At 44.4% G+C, this 14,966-nt stretch carries 12 protein-coding genes; 3 read left to right on the forward strand and 9 right to left on the reverse strand.

Annotated features, from left to right (window positions below; translation table 11 throughout):
- Positions 1-13: 13 nt before the first annotated feature.
- On the reverse strand, positions 14-439 hold the full coding sequence (locus tag QRN39_RS15870) for a DMT family transporter (protein ID WP_284907622.1): 426 nt from the start codon (positions 437-439) through the stop codon (positions 14-16).
- Positions 440-650: 211 nt separating this feature from the next.
- Between QRN39_RS15870 and QRN39_RS15875 the strand changes: the two genes are divergently transcribed.
- Entirely contained in the window at positions 651-2,078 is a 1,428-nt protein-coding gene (locus QRN39_RS15875) for an aldehyde dehydrogenase family protein (RefSeq protein WP_284907624.1), read from the forward strand.
- A gap of 89 nt (positions 2,079-2,167) precedes the next feature.
- On the opposite strand, the gene QRN39_RS15880 is transcribed toward QRN39_RS15875, so the two are convergent.
- The gene (locus QRN39_RS15880; protein WP_050944841.1) at positions 2,168-2,575 is read right to left on the reverse strand and encodes a DUF3221 domain-containing protein; all 408 of its coding nucleotides are present in this window, start codon (positions 2,573-2,575) and stop codon (positions 2,168-2,170) included.
- 272 nt (positions 2,576-2,847) lie between these two features.
- Here QRN39_RS15880 and QRN39_RS15885 point away from each other — a divergent pair, with 272 nt between their 5' ends.
- Positions 2,848-4,668 (forward strand): assimilatory sulfite reductase (NADPH) flavoprotein subunit, encoded by a 1,821-nt coding sequence (locus QRN39_RS15885; protein ID WP_284907625.1) that lies wholly within the window; start codon positions 2,848-2,850, stop codon positions 4,666-4,668.
- A 37-nt stretch (positions 4,669-4,705) separates the two neighbouring features.
- Positions 4,706-6,424 carry an assimilatory sulfite reductase (NADPH) hemoprotein subunit gene (cysI, locus tag QRN39_RS15890; protein WP_284907626.1) on the forward strand — a complete coding sequence of 573 codons (1,719 nt, stop codon included), beginning with the start codon at positions 4,706-4,708 and terminating at the stop codon, positions 6,422-6,424.
- A 94-nt stretch (positions 6,425-6,518) separates the two neighbouring features.
- Here cysI and QRN39_RS15895 read toward each other — a convergent pair whose 3' ends face one another.
- The 7 genes from QRN39_RS15895 to QRN39_RS15925 are packed head-to-tail and all read right to left on the reverse strand — an operon-like array spanning position 6,519 to position 14,937.
- Positions 6,519-8,456 (reverse strand): AMP-binding protein, encoded by a 1,938-nt coding sequence (locus QRN39_RS15895; protein ID WP_284907628.1) that lies wholly within the window; start codon positions 8,454-8,456, stop codon positions 6,519-6,521.
- A 14-nt stretch (positions 8,457-8,470) separates the two neighbouring features.
- Complete coding sequence (locus QRN39_RS15900; RefSeq protein ID WP_284907630.1) at positions 8,471-9,994, reverse strand: acyl-CoA carboxylase subunit beta; 1,524 nt, start codon at positions 9,992-9,994, stop codon at positions 8,471-8,473.
- An 18-nt stretch (positions 9,995-10,012) separates the two neighbouring features.
- Positions 10,013-10,795: an enoyl-CoA hydratase gene (locus QRN39_RS15905; RefSeq protein WP_137055664.1), complete on the reverse strand. Its 783-nt coding sequence runs from the start codon at positions 10,793-10,795 to the stop codon at positions 10,013-10,015.
- Positions 10,796-10,809: 14 nt separating this feature from the next.
- On the reverse strand, positions 10,810-11,718 hold the full coding sequence (locus tag QRN39_RS15910) for a hydroxymethylglutaryl-CoA lyase (protein WP_212046639.1): 909 nt from the start codon (positions 11,716-11,718) through the stop codon (positions 10,810-10,812).
- An 11-nt stretch (positions 11,719-11,729) separates the two neighbouring features.
- Positions 11,730-11,945 (reverse strand): acetyl-CoA carboxylase biotin carboxyl carrier protein subunit, encoded by a 216-nt coding sequence (locus QRN39_RS15915; RefSeq protein ID WP_253622532.1) that lies wholly within the window; start codon positions 11,943-11,945, stop codon positions 11,730-11,732.
- Positions 11,942-13,291 (reverse strand): acetyl-CoA carboxylase biotin carboxylase subunit, encoded by a 1,350-nt coding sequence (locus QRN39_RS15920; RefSeq protein WP_284907632.1) that lies wholly within the window; start codon positions 13,289-13,291, stop codon positions 11,942-11,944. The genes QRN39_RS15915 and QRN39_RS15920 overlap by 4 nt, the downstream gene beginning before the upstream one ends.
- 8 nt (positions 13,292-13,299) lie before the next feature.
- Positions 13,300-14,937 (reverse strand): AMP-binding protein, encoded by a 1,638-nt coding sequence (locus QRN39_RS15925; protein ID WP_284907635.1) that lies wholly within the window; start codon positions 14,935-14,937, stop codon positions 13,300-13,302.
- Between the last annotated feature and the right edge of the window lie 29 nt (positions 14,938-14,966).

Below are 14,966 nucleotides of genomic sequence, written 5' to 3' on the forward strand. Positions count from 1 at the left end.
CTGATGCCCTCCTTTATAGTTTTAAAATGATCACCCCTGTGACCATCAATAAAATTCCTGCGTAATGAGGCCATTTCATTTTCTTTTTCTGAACACCAAACCATCCTTTTGCATCGATTGCAAAGGTAAAAGCAAGCTGTGCAATCAGTAATGCTGCGATAGTGAGTGTCACACCGATGATTTGAATCGCGGTGACTTCATTAAAAATAATAATCGCTGCAAATGTGCCGCCAATTAAATAAAGCGGCTGCACCTTTCGATATTCCCTGAAGTGTCCGTCTCGTACGACGAGTAAAATGACGAGCGAGATGATAAAGCCGGTCAGCTGCGTGATGGTGGCTGCCTGCCATGTGCCAATATCCTGGCTAATTCTTGCATTGGCTACGCCTTGTAGTGTAATACAAGCGCCTCCTAATAAAGCGAAAATAACACCTTTCATTCGTTCAAAAGCTCCTTCTTTTTTCAGTCTAGTTCCATTAAATGATACATGTCTGCCGGTTGAAAAGGACATATGTCCCACTTTGCGTATTATATCAGAAACTTTTTCTTTTGCAGTTTGTTCGTTTTAGATTTTTCACAGTGGGTACAGTTTTATATAAGCTGAAAACAGAATATTGAATGAATCATATACAAAAAGGAGTCATGTCAGAATGAGAAATCAAGAGAAACATTTTATTAACGGAGAATGGATTGCATCAACAGGAAACGAAACGACGGAGGTCATCAACCCTGCGACCGAGGAAGTCATTGGCACCATTAGCTTAGGAACAAAAGAAGATTTAGATAAGGCAGTGAAAGCAGCTCGTGCCGCCTTCCCTTCTTTCTCCAAAACATCTCGAAATGACCGAGTGAAGATGCTGGAAAACATTGTGCGCGGCTACGAAAAACGCAAAGATGAACTTGTAGAAGTGATGACACAAGAGCTCGGTGCACCGCTAAAAGTATCCGAAGAAGTTCATTACAAAATGGGCTATGAACATTTTTCTAAAGCAGCGGAAGCACTTAAATCTTATACATTTACAGAGGACCGCGGCGGACATACCATTATAAAAGAAGCGATTGGCGTCAGCGGATTGATTACACCGTGGAACTTCCCAACGAATCAGACATCTCTTAAAATCGCAGGTGCCATTGCGGCAGGCTCACCAGTTGTCTTAAAGCCAGCGGAAATTACACCATTTGCAGCGATGATTCTTGCAGAAATTATGGATGAAGCTGGTGTACCGAAAGGAGTCTTCAACTTAGTAAACGGAACGGGTGACGTGATTGGTGACGGCATTAGCTCACATCCTGATATTGACTTTGTTTCATTTACCGGATCAGGTGCCGTTGGCTCTAAAATTATGGAAAACGCGGCGGACAATGTGAAGAAAGTGGCTCTTGAGCTTGGCGGGAAATCCCCTCTTATCGTCTTAGATGATGCAGATGTGGATGTAGCAGCAGAAACCGCTGTTCATCATATTGCGATGAATACAGGTCAAGTGTGTTCTGCAGCTACGCGTGTGCTTATTCCAGAATCAATGAAAGACAAGTTTGAAAAAGCGCTGCTGAACGCCCTGCCGAAGTTTACAGTGGGTGATCCGAGAGAAGATCACGCTACAGGCCCGCTTGTATCTAAGAAGCAATGGGATACCGTGCAATCTTATATTGAAAAAGGAATCGAAGAAGGTGCTACCCTTCTTGCAGGGGGAACTGGAAAGCCGGACGGAATCCATAAAGGATATTTCGCCAAGCATACCATTTTCACCAATGTGAAAAATGATATGACCATTGCGCAAGAAGAAATCTTTGGACCAGTCATGAGTGTTATCACGTATCAGGACCTGGATCATGCCCTTGAGATCGCCAATGATACAGTGTATGGCCTTGCTGGGTATGTTGTTGGAAAAGATGATAAAACATTAAAATATGTCGCTGAACATATTCGTGCTGGCCAAATCACCATTAACAATGCCGAAACAGATTACTTTGCCCCATTTGGCGGCTTCAAGCAATCAGGTATCGGAAGAGAATGGGGAGACTTCGGCATCGAGGAATATTTAGAAGTGAAAGCTGTGATGGGGTTACCAACTGCATAAATCGAGAAGGGGGGAAAACTCTAGGGTTTTTCTCCCCTTTTTATTTAGTAAGAACCCATTTCGAATTTTAAGAACTGCTTACTACTCTCTTATTTATTCTTATCCATAATGATTTTGTATTTTTCGACGGTTGCTTTTGGAGGAAACGATTCTTGTAACTCATCAAACCAAATCTCAATCGTTTGCCCCTGTGACAGCTCTTTAGAATCTACTTTCGTTAAATCGATAATGATGAGATCATCTTTATACTTATCAATAAGTAGATGAGTATTCAACGAATCATCGCTTTTTAGAGGCGTTTTATTGTTTATAAGAAGTAAACTCGTCTCCTCTTTACATAGCAGTATGCCTTTTTTTGAAAAAGGTGCTGTTGTTTTATTCTGATTGTATGAATCCTTTATATTTCCCTTCGGAGAATTGCACGCTACTAATAAAATGAGAAAAATCAAGATGACAAGCCGAAAACATTTTATTTTTTTAAACTTTAGCTGTATCAAATTTCATTCACCCCTTTTCAATTCTTTGCATCGCTTCTTCATGCTAGCATTCTTAGAACAAAACGACCCATTTTTCTTAAGATGCTTTATACAGTTAAACTGATTCACCTTCAAGTTCATTCATCTTATAAAGGTATTAGAAATCTTAATCATGACAATCAATATTATATATTTTACTTAATGGCAAACTTTCGGTAAAGTTCAAATTGAACCTATATATATAATTCCTATCGAATTAATCTATGTTTATATTCCTTGTGAGGTGGATATCGTTGCAACTTCATGTATTGAACAGTCCGTTTAGTCAGCAGCAGGCAGACTTGCTTAATCAGCTGCTTCCGACTTTAACAGATCAACAAAAAATTTGGCTTACCGGTTATTTATCAGCACAGGCAGCTCTAACCGGATCAGAAACAGCTACTCTAGCCCCTTCTCCTTCTGCCGCAGTACCTGCGCAGCCTGTCAGTAAAGATGTTACCGTCATTTATGGCTCACAAACAGGTAATTCTGAAGGATTAGCGAAAAAGACAGCGCAGCATCTTGAGGAGAAAGGTTTTCAAGTGACGCTCTCTTCTATGTCAGATTTTAAACCAAATAATCTGAAAAAAATACACAATTTACTGATGATCGTCAGCACACATGGCGAGGGAGATCCGCCTGATAATGCCCTTTCTTTCCATGAATATGTCCACGGCAGACGTGCGCCAAAGCTTGATCATTTAAGCTTTTCTGTTTTATCGCTAGGCGACAGCTCCTACGAATTCTTCTGTCAGACTGGAAAAGAATTTGATGAGCGCTTCAAAGAGCTTGGCGGAACGCGCCTGACAGATCGAGTGGATTGTGACCTTGATTATGATGAGCCGTTTTCGGAATGGCTTCAAGGGGTGACATCGTCACTTAGCGAAGGTGAAGCCGCAGCCTTCCCGCAAGAATCAGCAGGAGAGAGCAACCAAACAGCAGCTACTGAATACTCAAGAACGAATCCTTTTTATGCGGAAGTTCTTGAAAATATCAATCTAAATGGTCGCGGCTCTAACAAAGAGACCCGCCATTTGGAGCTTTCACTAGAAGGATCAGGACTTGTGTATGAACCGGGTGACAGCCTTGGAATTTATCCAACAAATGATCCTGCGCTTGTTGATGAACTGATCACGACATGTGGATGGAATGCAGACGAAGCCGTAACTGTTCATAAAAACGGTGACACTCTTCCTTTAAAAGAAGCACTTACCTCACATTTTGAAATAACAGTATTAACAAAACCTCTTCTTCAAAAGTTGGCGGACTTGACGAAAAGTGAAGCCCTCCATGCCCTTTTAGAAGAAGGAAATGAAGAAAAGTTAAAAGCGTATTTAGCAGGAAGAGATTTAGTCGATGCTGCGCGCGACTTCGGTCCTTTTGAAGGAACAGCCGCAGACTTTACTGCGATTTTAAGAAAAATTCCTGCCCGCCTTTATTCGATTGCAAGCAGCCTGAAAGCGAATGAAGAAGAGGTTCATTTGACGATCGGTGCTGTGAGATATGATGCGCACGGGAGAGAACGTCAAGGTGTCTGCTCCATTCTATGTGCAGAGCGCTTAGAGCCAGGTGATACGCTGCCTGTTTATATTCAGCACAATCAAAACTTTAAGCTTCCTGAAAACCCTGATGCACCGATCATTATGGTGGGACCAGGCACAGGTATCGCCCCTTTCCGTTCGTTTATGCAGGAACGAGAAGAAATCGGTGCAAGCGGAAAGTCGTGGTTATTCTTCGGCGATCAGCACTTTGTGACGGACTTCTTATATCAAACCGAATGGCAAAAGTGGTTAAAAGATGGCGTCTTAACGAAAATGGATGTGGCTTTTTCAAGAGATTCAGAGGAAAAAGTATATGTTCAGCATCAAATGAGGAAACAAAGTAAAGAATTATTCGAATGGCTGGAGCAAGGTGCGTATGTATATGTTTGCGGAGATGAAAAGCATATGGCGCATGATGTGCATCGTACCCTTCTATCGATTATCCAAGAAGAAGGAGCGATGAGCAAAGAGAAAGCAGAAAGCTATCTAGCTAACTTGCAGCAGCAAAAACGCTATCAGCGCGACGTATATTAATGGACTTGATGCTTGAAAGAAAGGAGCTTTTACTTACATGGTGAAGACAGCATTAACAGCGCCGGATGGACCTCCGAGCGACGTAGAAGAAATCAAAGAAAAAAGTGATTATTTACGGGGTACGTTAAAAGAAGTAATGCTTGATCCGATTTCAGCGGGAATTCCTGATGATGACAACCGCCTGATGAAGCATCACGGCAGTTATTTACAGGATGATCGGGACCTCAGAAATGAACGGCAGAAACAAAAACTTGAGCCTGCCTATCAATTTATGCTGCGCGTACGCCTGCCTGGCGGAATCGCCACATCTAAGCAGTGGCTAGTGATGGATGAGCTTGCTCACACATACGGAAACGGTACGTTAAAGCTGACTACTCGTGAAACCTTTCAGCTTCACGGTATTTTAAAATGGAATATGAAAAAAACCATTCAAGACATTCATTCTACTATGCTTGATACAATTGCTGCTTGCGGCGACGTGAACCGGAATGTCATGTGTACATCAAACCCCTATCAATCAGAAGTGCACCATGATGTATACGAGCTGGCGAAAAAATTAAGTGATGACCTGCTTCCGCAAACAAGAGCGTATCACGAAATTTGGCTTGATGAGGAAAAGGTTGCGGCAACGCCAGATACAGAAGTTGAACCGATGTATGGCCCGCTTTATTTACCAAGGAAATTCAAAATTGGTGTGGCGGTCCCTCCTGCTAATGATATTGATGTCTTTTCGCAGGATTTAGGCTTCATTGCGATCATCGAAAATGAGCAATTAATCGGCTTTAATGTCGCAATTGGCGGCGGAATGGGTATGACTCATGGTGATACAGCGACCTATCCTCAGCTTGCAAAAGTAATTGGCTTTTGTACACCGGAACAAGTTGTAGAGATTGCGAAACAAGTGATTACTATTCAGCGTGACTACGGAAACCGTTCCGTGCGAAAAAATGCCCGCTTTAAATATACAGTGGACCGCCTTGGTCTTGAGAATGTAAAAGAAGAGCTGGAGCGCCGCCTCGGGTTTGCCCTTTTAGGCGCAAGAGATTATCACTTTGATCATAATGGGGACCGCTATGGCTGGGTAAAAGGCATCAATGGCAGATGGCATTATACGATGTTTGTAGAAGGCGGACGTATCACAGATTATGATGATTATCCGCTGATGACGGGCATTCGTGAAATCGCAAAAATTCATACGGGTGACTTCCGCTTAACAGCGAATCAAAATTTGATCATTGGAAATGTCACTTCTCATAAAAAGAAACAAATCGAGCAGCTCATACAGGAGTTCGGTTTATCAGCTGGTCAGCAGCACTCTGCACTCCGCCGCAGTTCAATGGCCTGTGTTTCTCTTCCAACATGCGGCTTAGCAATGGCAGAAGCAGAACGCTACCTCCCGCGCTTGATTGACAAAATTGAAGAGATTGTTGAAGAAAACGGCTTAAGTGATAAAGAAATCACGATTCGTATGACTGGTTGTCCAAATGGCTGTGCCCGCCATGCGCTAGGTGAAATTGGTTTTATCGGCAAATCACCTGGCAAATACAACATGTATCTTGGCGCTGCGTTTGATGGTAGCAGATTAAGTAAGCTGTACCGTGAAAATGTTGGTGAGGAAGAGATTTTAAACGAGCTTGGCGCTCTTCTCCCCCGCTATGCAAAAGAACGAGAAGACCAAGAACATTTCGGTGATTTTGTTGTTCGGGCAGGGATTGTCAAAGAAACAACAGATGGCACGAATTTTCATGTGCAATAGAAAAAGACAGGACACTCTCCTGTCTTTTTTCATCCCTAGGAAGGAAGAACGAGTACCGGCACGCAGACCTCAACACCGATGCGATGGCTCTTGTTTACACGCTGTTCTGTTTCCGTTTCAAGTACTCGCAAATGCTTTTGTACACATGAGGATTGTCTAAAGAAGAAAGATCTGGTGGAGGCTGCTGTTCATAAGCTCCTTTTAATAAACGCCGGACGATTTTTCCGTTTCTTGTTTTCGGTAAAGCTGAAATAAGATGAATTTCCTTTGGCGTGAGCGCTTTTCCCGCAAATGAACCAACATGAGTTTTGAGCTCTTGAATCAGTTTTGATTCGTCACAAGACTGCGGGCTGCTCACGATGAAGCACACGAGTGCCTCCCCCTTCACCTCATCCTTTACCCCAATCACAGCGGCCTCGTGTACAGCTGGGTGTCCGACAAGAATGGATTCAATTTCTGCTGGACCGACACGTTTTCCTGCTGTATTAATGACATCATCCGACCTGCCAGTGATATGAAACGTTCCATCCTCTGATTGCACCACCCAATCCCCATGTGTCCACACCCCATCAAATCGTTTGAAATACGTGTCTTCATAACGCTTAGGATCTTTCCAAAACCCACATGTCATGCCAACCCATGGCTTTTTCACAACGAGCTCTCCTACTTCATTTATGACGCTCTGACCTGCTTCATTATATACATCAGCTGCCATTCCTAAAATCGCCGCATTAAAAAGGACTGGTTTAATTGGGCGAAGCAACGTACTTCCTACTATTCCGCCTGAGACTTCTGTTCCTCCCGAATAGTTTAGAATTGGAATATGCTTTCGACCAATTTTATCAAAAAGCCATTGCCATGGTGCTTCATTCCATGGCTCACCTGTAGATATGATGGCTTTGACATGGGGCAGCTTTATACTTGCAAGATCTTGCTGCATTGCGGATCGAACAAACGTAGGTGAAAGACCAAAGTGGGTGATCTTTTGCTTGTGAATGAATGACCAGAGGTGCTGTTCATCTGGATAATCGGGTGCGCCGTCATATAAAACAATCGCAGCTCCATTGATCAAGCCGCCAAAGACGAGAAATGGCCCCATCATCCAGCCCATGTCTGTGAGCCAAAACAAGCGGTCTCCTTTTGCAACGTCCATACAAAGACCGGCATCAAAAGCTGCTTTTACAGGGAATCCTGCGTGTGTATGAACCGCTCCTTTTGGCGTACCAGTCGTTCCAGAAGTGTATAAGATCATGAGAGGCTCTTCATTTGTGAGATAGGTCGGTTCACTTATCGGGTCTTCTTTTAACAAATCGTTTAACCTAATATCTCCTTCATATTCAGTGTCAGAGGAGGTGTGTACAATAACGGTTTTGACGGTCGTGGTTTTGCCTATGGCTTCTGCTGCACATTCCCGCATATTGATCTTCTTCCCGCGGCGCGTCATGCTTGAGCCTGTGACGACAATGGCTGCACCTGACGCACGAATACGTACGGCAAGAGGCTCGCTTCCATATCCAGAGAAGACGGGGCTAAAGATAACGCCAATTTTTGCAAAGGCTAGCATGACAGCGACCGTTTCAGGAAGCATCGGCATATAAATGACTGCCACATCTCCTTTTTGAAGCCCATTCTTCAAAAAGCCAGCAGCGAGGCGATTCACCTTTTCCTGAAGATCGAGATACGTCCATCTCCTCTCTTCGCCCATCTCGTTTTTCCAAATCACGGCTGGCTGATGCTGCGCTTCTTCGTTCTCTGCCCATTTGTCCACGGCCGTTTCGGTTATGTTGAGTTGGCCGCCTTTATACCAGTTTGGCCACATGAGTGAATCTTGACCTAATGCGGATTCATACGGCATCTTCCATTTGATACCGACCGCCTTTTCAGCTTCTCTCCAAAACCAATCAGTACGCTCGATACTAGCTTTGTAGAATGCATCATAAGTAGAAAAACCAAGTGAGTGCATCCATTGGTAAAGACGTGTCTGTTTGATCATCTGCTCTTCCGGTTTCCATACTGGTTTCAGGTTCATCATGAGGCTGCCCCCCCTTAGACCGGATAGACCGGATGTTTTCGGCTTGTAAATGTCATCTCTTTTGAGGAATAGGCTTGTAATCGATGACAAAGCTCATCTCGCAGGTGGTCGAACGGGATGACGCCGTCGACAATCATTTCAGATGCAAGCTCATATATATTCATATCTTCTTGATATTCCTTGCGTTTCTCTTGGATAAATGCAGCTCTCTCTTCAGCAGGCAATTCGGCAATCTTATTTGCATAGACAGCATTTACAGCCGCTTCTGGCCCCATGACAGCAATTTGCGCTGATGGAAGAGCAAGACAGCAGTCTGGTTCAAACGCTGGTCCTGCCATTGCATATAAACCTGCACCGTATGCTTTACGCACAATGACCGATATTTTCGGAACGGTTGCCTCTGACATAGCGGAGATCATTTTCGCCCCGTGCCTAATAATGCCAGCTTGTTCCACTTTTGTTCCGATCATAAATCCCGGTATATCCGCAAGGAAAAGGAGCGGGATATGAAAGGCGTCACATAGCTGAATAAACTTGGCAGCTTTGTCAGCTGAGTCATGGAACAGCACCCCGCCTTTTATCCTCGGCTGGTTGGCAATAAGACCGACAGGCTGCCCGTTCATGCGGCCAAAGCCTGTGATCAGCTCTGCGGCAAACAGTTTTTTGATTTCAAAAAATGATCCTTCATCAATGAGTAAATCAATGAGCTGATACATATCAAAAGGGGTATTCTGCCCTTTAGGAATAAGGTCTTGGATGGTCCTCTCAGATGCTTTAGGTGCTTTTGCGGCTGCCAGTTTTGGTTTTTCTGTATAGTTGGCAGGCATGTAGGTTAAATAGTCGCGAGCGATTTGAATGGCTTCTTCCTCGGTTTTGGCTAAAATATCACCACATCCTGATATGCTGCAGTGCATGTTTGCCCCGCCCATTTCTTCAAGTGTTACTTTTTCTCCAATCACCATTTCGGCCATTCTCGGAGAGCCTAAATACATCGAGGCATTCCCTTCGACCATCACAACGATGTCACAAAAAGCAGGAATGTAAGCACCTCCTGCCGCAGAAGGACCAAATAGTAAACAAACTTGCGGGATACGTCCAGACAGCTTCACTTGGTTATAAAAAATGCGTCCCGCTCCTCTTCTGCCTGGAAACATCGCAATTTGATCGGTGATTCTAGCACCCGCAGAGTCGACTAAATACAGCATTGGGCAGTTGAGCTTTTCTGCTGTTTCTTGGATTCTGATGATTTTTTCGACCGTTTTGACGCCCCATGATCCAGCTTTGACAGTAGAATCATTGGCCATAACGCATACGGTTTGCCCATTCATCCGCCCCGTCCCTGTAACAACACCATCTGCTGGTAAATGCTCATCTTTACACTCGGCAAACATCGCATCCTCAATGAACGAACCCTGATCTAATAGCAACTGGAGCCGGTCACGGACGAACAATTTTCCTTTTTCTTTGTTTTTTTGATGGTATCGTTCAGCTCCTCCTTTGACAATCCGCTGTTTTTTCACTTCATATTCTTCAATCATACCCATTCCCCTTTCTTGCTAGTTGCCTCTGTATTGAGGCGTTCGTTTTTCTTGGAAAGCTTGAAGACCCTCCATTCGATCTTCTGTATCAATGAGCCGTACATAGGCTTCGTATTCCTTCATCAAACCTGTACGCAGATCGTGATCAAGACTCATTTGAATCGCTCGTTTCGCTTCTTTTAAAGCAATTGGGCCGTTTTTGGCGATTTGTTTTGCGAGAGAAATGGCGTCATTCATAAGGGAATCTGCTAAAGAGAGGTGCTCAATTAGTCCAATTTGAATGGCTTCTTCAGCTTGTAATGAAGCACCTGTGAAAATGAGTTCTTTTGCTTTACCGAGTCCAATGAGACGAGGAAGCCGCTGCGTCCCTCCTGCCCCTGGTATGATAGCTAGTCCTGTTTCTGGCAGACCGAGTCTTGCTCCGGCTCGTGCGATGCGAATATCACAAGCCAGTGCGAGCTCAAGTCCTCCGCCAAGTGCGTGTCCATTCATGACGGCAATGACAGGTACAGGAAGGGATTCAAGTTCTGTAAAGGTTTGCTGAATTGACAGAACTGCCGCTTTTGCTTCTTCTTCTGTCATCAATCGTCGCTCTTTTAAATCAGCACCTGCGCAAAAAACGTTAGAACCAGCTCCTGTCATGAGCAGGCAGCGGATGCTTTCATCATGTTTGATTTCTTGAATGAGTTGATTGATCTCCTCAAGCATCGCAGCAGATAGGGAATTTGCTTGTGCTGGTCTGTTTAAGGTCATGATTCCAATCTGTTCATCTTGTATCGTAAAATTGACCAATGATGTCATGTCACATTCATCCTTTATGAAGTAGTATGAGAGTGAAAAGCGCGTAAACAATGACTAGGCAGGGTTCGATTTACTTTTGATTCGATCCATTCTGCCGCTTTTATCAATGCTGGAAAATCGATATTGGTTTCAATTCCTAGTTTTTGAAGCATATGCACGACATCTTCTGTCGCGACATTTCCACTAGAGCCAGGCGCATATGGACAGCCGCCTAGCCCGCCGCTAGAGGCGTCAAATGTGGTGATTCCAGCTTTTAATGCCGTATAAATATTGGCAAGACCCATCCCTTTCGTATCATGAAAATGAAGAGCGATTTTATCAGCAGGAAAACGTTCAAGTAAAATGTCTAAGCGTCTTTCTACTTGAAGCGGATGGGCTTCTCCAATGGTGTCGCCGAGTGATATTTCATCAATGCCATAAGAAAGCAGCATATCCGTTAACCGCAACACTTGATCCATCGGCACTTGATGTTCATAAGGGCAGCCAAACACGGTGGAAATATATGCGCGTGTCTGTTTTCCTGCTACTTTTAAATCAGCTGTCATTTGTTTGATGACAGGAAGTGTTTCGTGGATGGATTGATTCATATTCTTTTTGTTATGTGTTTCACTCGAGGAGATAAACATAGCGCCTGTGTCAAGATTTGCTTCAAAAAAGTGAGCTAAGCCTTTTTCGTTAGGAATGAGTGCTGCATAGGTGATGTCGCCTCTTTTGTGTAAGGATTGGGCTAACTCTTTGGCGTCTTTTAAGGCTGGGACCCATTTAGGATGAACAAATGAGGTGACTTCAATATAAGGAAGCCGGGCTGTTGTGAGCAGTTCAATCCATCTTTGTTTCTCACTTGTGTCCAGCCAAGTGGATTCATTTTGCAATCCGTCCCGCGGGCCAACCTCCCTAATAAGTACACGCTTTGGTAATGCCATCTCGCTTCCCCCTATTCTGTCAGCTCTAGAAGAACCTCCCCTTCATCGACAAATTCTCCCTCTCTTTTATACACTTTGCTGATGACACCTGCCTCTTCTGCCACTATTGGAATCTCCATTTTCATTGATTCCAAGATAGCGACCTCCTGCCCTTGTTGCACTTCATCGCCTTGTTTCACAAGAAGCTTCCATAAGTTTCCCGCCATTTGTATCGTGACCGTTTTCATGAACGGTTCCCCTCCCTTTTTTTCATGAGAAAATCGGTTGTGATGCTGCCATGTAAGAAAGCAGATGATTCAGCCATTTCCCTCAAAAGCGGTAAGTTGGTTTTGATCCCTTCTATTTCATATGCTTGTAACGCCTGTTTTAATCGTTCTATTGCAAGTTTTCGTGTATCACCGTAAACGACCATCTTCGCAATCATTGGATCGTAATATGGGGTAATGACGCTCCCGCTTGTCACACTTGATTCATGGCGTATATAGGGAGCTTCTGGTATAGATAGTCGAGTGATTGTTCCTGGTGACGGATAAAAGGTGACGGGATCCTCCGCATAGATTCTGACCTCGATGGCATGCCCGATTTGATGAATGTCCCCCTGATTGAAGGAAAGCGGCTCTGATGCAGCGATTTTCAGTTGCTCCTCGACAAGATCAATACCTGTAATTTCTTCTGTGACAGGGTGCTCTACTTGTAATCTCGTGTTCATCTCTAAAAAGTAAAATTGTTGGTTTTGATCGACTAAACATTCAATTGTCCCTGCATTTTCATAGCCAATGGCTTTGGCTGCTTTCACCGCCACCCATCCCATCTCTTGTCTTACGGATTCATCGAGACAGGCAGCTGGTGCTTCTTCGATGATTTTCTGGTGTCTTCTCTGGAGTGAACAGTCGCGCTCAAATAAGTGAACCCCGTGGCCGAATGAATCAAAGAGGACCTGGATTTCAATGTGCCGCGCGTCTTCAATGACCTTTTCCATATAAAGCGTCCCGTCGTTAAAAAAACTTTGCGCTCTTTTTTGATTTCCCTCAAAAGCTTTACGCAGCTCCTCATCATTTCGGACAAGCTGCATGCCTATACCTCCGCCTCCGCTTGATGCCTTGAGCATGATCGGATAACCGAGTGCCTGCGCTTTACTGACTCCTTCTTCTGCGTCATGGAGAGGTGCTGAAACGCCAGGTACAATGGGGATTCCCGCATGATCCATCGTTTTTCTCGCTTCAATTTTATTCCCCATGCGCTGAATGACCTGTGCAGATGGACCAATAAAAGCGATTCCTTCGCTGCGGCAGCGTTCTGCAAAGGCGGCATTTTCTGATAAAAGGCCATACCCAGGGTGGATGGCGTCTGTATTTGTCTGCTTGGCTACCTCGATGATCACTTCCATGTTTAAATAGCTTTCAGATACTTTTGCACCTCCAATAAGATAGGCGCTGTCTGCTTCTTGCACATGAAGTGCATGCTGATCTGCCTCTGAATAAACAGCCACGGTGTTGATCCCGAGCCTTTTACAAGTCCGAATAATTCGACGAGCAATTTCGCCTCGATTGGCGATCAATACTTTTTTGAACATCGCTGCCCTCACTCCTTTATTAGATCAAGTGCCTGTTTTTTCAGACGAAATTTTTGAATCTTCCCTGAGGCGGTCATCGGATACTCGTCTGTGATGAAAAAATATTTCGGAATTTTGTAGCGTGCCATTTGTGACTGACAGTAGCTGGTTAATGTCTCAATCGTCACCGTGCGACCTTGTTTGAGCCGAATGAATGCGGCGGCTTCTTCTCCGTAAGTCTCGTCAGGAATACCGACGACCTGTGCATCAAGAATGGCTGGATGCGTGTAAAGAACGTCTTCAATCTCTTTTGGATAAACATTTTCCCCGCCTCTAATGATCATATCTTTCAGCCGTCCTGTGATTTTCACATAGCCATCCTCATCCATCTCCGCTAAATCTCCTGTATGAAGCCACCCGTCCTCATCAATGACTTCATTTGTGGCTTCTTCATTTTTATAGTAGCCTTTCATCACGTGATAGCCTTTCGTGCACAGCTCGCCTTGTTCTCCTCTTGGTACTTCATATGGGGTACCTGGGGCGGTGATTTTTACCTCGATGTGAGGAAGCGCCCGTCCGACTGTTTGAACCCGCCTTTCAAATGAATCATCCGTTCTTGTTTGGGTAATGACAGGTGAGCTTTCAGTCTGGCCGTAGGCAATCGTGAGCTCCTTCAGACCCATTTGTTCAATGACGGCTTTCATCACATGGGATGGGCAGAGAGATCCTGCCATAATGCCGGTGCGTAATGTGGACAGATTGTACTTGTGAAAATTCGGATGATCAAGCTCTGCGATGAACATTGTCGGGACGCCGTGAAGAACCGTGCACTTCTCTTTTTCCACTGTTTGAAGGACTCGCTCTGGGTGGAAAGATTCAATTGGAATAATCGTGCCACCTTTTGCGAGACAAGCAAGTACGCCAAGAACAGACCCAAAGCAATGAAAAAACGGCACGGGGATACACATGCGGTCTTCACGGGTGAGCTTCATGCAATCTGCGATTTGACTGGCATTGCAGACGATGTTTGTATGGCTGAGCATGACACCTTTTGGGTAGCCGGTTGTCCCTGACGTATATTGCATATTAATGACGTCATCAGGCGTCAGCTCCTCCATTCGTTTCTCCCATTCATCATCCTCCGTTCTTTTGGCAGCAGCTTGAATACTGTCCCAGCTGCGCATGCCCTTTGGCGTGTGCTCGCCAATATAAACGACACTTTTTAAATATGGAAATGCTGTTGAAGTGATCTCGCCCTGATGAGCTGTTTGGACCTCTGGGATGAGGTCTTCAAGCATTCTGACATAGGATGTCTCTTTAAACCCGTCTACGATAAACAGCATGCTGCTATCAGAGTGCTTTAGTAAGTAAGCGAGTTCTTGTGATTGAAAGTTCGTATTCACGGTGACAAGAACGGCTCCAATAGAAGCGCAGGCGAATTGCAGCATGAGCCATTCAGGTACATTGGGTGCCATAATGGCGATATGATCTCCTTTTTGAACGCCTAATGCCATAAGACCTTTCCCTGTTTCCTTGACCTCTTTAAAAAACGCTTCGTATGAATAACGTAATGAACGTTCTGGATACACAATGGCTTCATGTGCTGGGTGCTGCTCCTTTTTCTCTTTTAATAGGGAGCCAATCGTTTGTGGATGAATCGACATCATGAATTCCTCCTCCACCAATAGTAAGCGTT

It is taken from the genome of Bacillus sp. lyk4-R2A-2, assembly GCF_030209735.1.
GTDB classification, from domain to species: domain Bacteria; phylum Bacillota; class Bacilli; order Bacillales; family Bacillaceae; genus Bacillus; species Bacillus pumilus.

Bases quoted from the DNA above. Each gene is read 5' to 3' on its own strand.
- QRN39_RS15870 (WP_284907622.1), bottom strand. From the start codon at position 439: ATGAAAGGTGTTATTTTCGCTTTATTAGGAGGCGCTTGTATTACACTA.
- QRN39_RS15875 (WP_284907624.1), top strand. From the start codon at position 651: ATGAGAAATCAAGAGAAACATTTTATTAACGGAGAATGGATTGCATCA.
- cysI (WP_284907626.1), top strand. From the start codon at position 4,706: ATGGTGAAGACAGCATTAACAGCGCCGGATGGACCTCCGAGCGACGTA.
- QRN39_RS15895 (WP_284907628.1), bottom strand. From the start codon at position 8,456: ATGATGAACCTGAAACCAGTATGGAAACCGGAAGAGCAGATGATCAAA.
- QRN39_RS15900 (WP_284907630.1), bottom strand. From the start codon at position 9,994: ATGATTGAAGAATATGAAGTGAAAAAACAGCGGATTGTCAAAGGAGGA.
- QRN39_RS15905 (WP_137055664.1), bottom strand. From the start codon at position 10,795: ATGACATCATTGGTCAATTTTACGATACAAGATGAACAGATTGGAATC.
- QRN39_RS15910 (WP_212046639.1), bottom strand. From the start codon at position 11,718: ATGGCATTACCAAAGCGTGTACTTATTAGGGAGGTTGGCCCGCGGGAC.
- QRN39_RS15915 (WP_253622532.1), bottom strand. From the start codon at position 11,945: ATGAAAACGGTCACGATACAAATGGCGGGAAACTTATGGAAGCTTCTT.
- QRN39_RS15920 (WP_284907632.1), bottom strand. From the start codon at position 13,291: ATGTTCAAAAAAGTATTGATCGCCAATCGAGGCGAAATTGCTCGTCGA.
- QRN39_RS15925 (WP_284907635.1), bottom strand. From the start codon at position 14,937: ATGATGTCGATTCATCCACAAACGATTGGCTCCCTATTAAAAGAGAAA.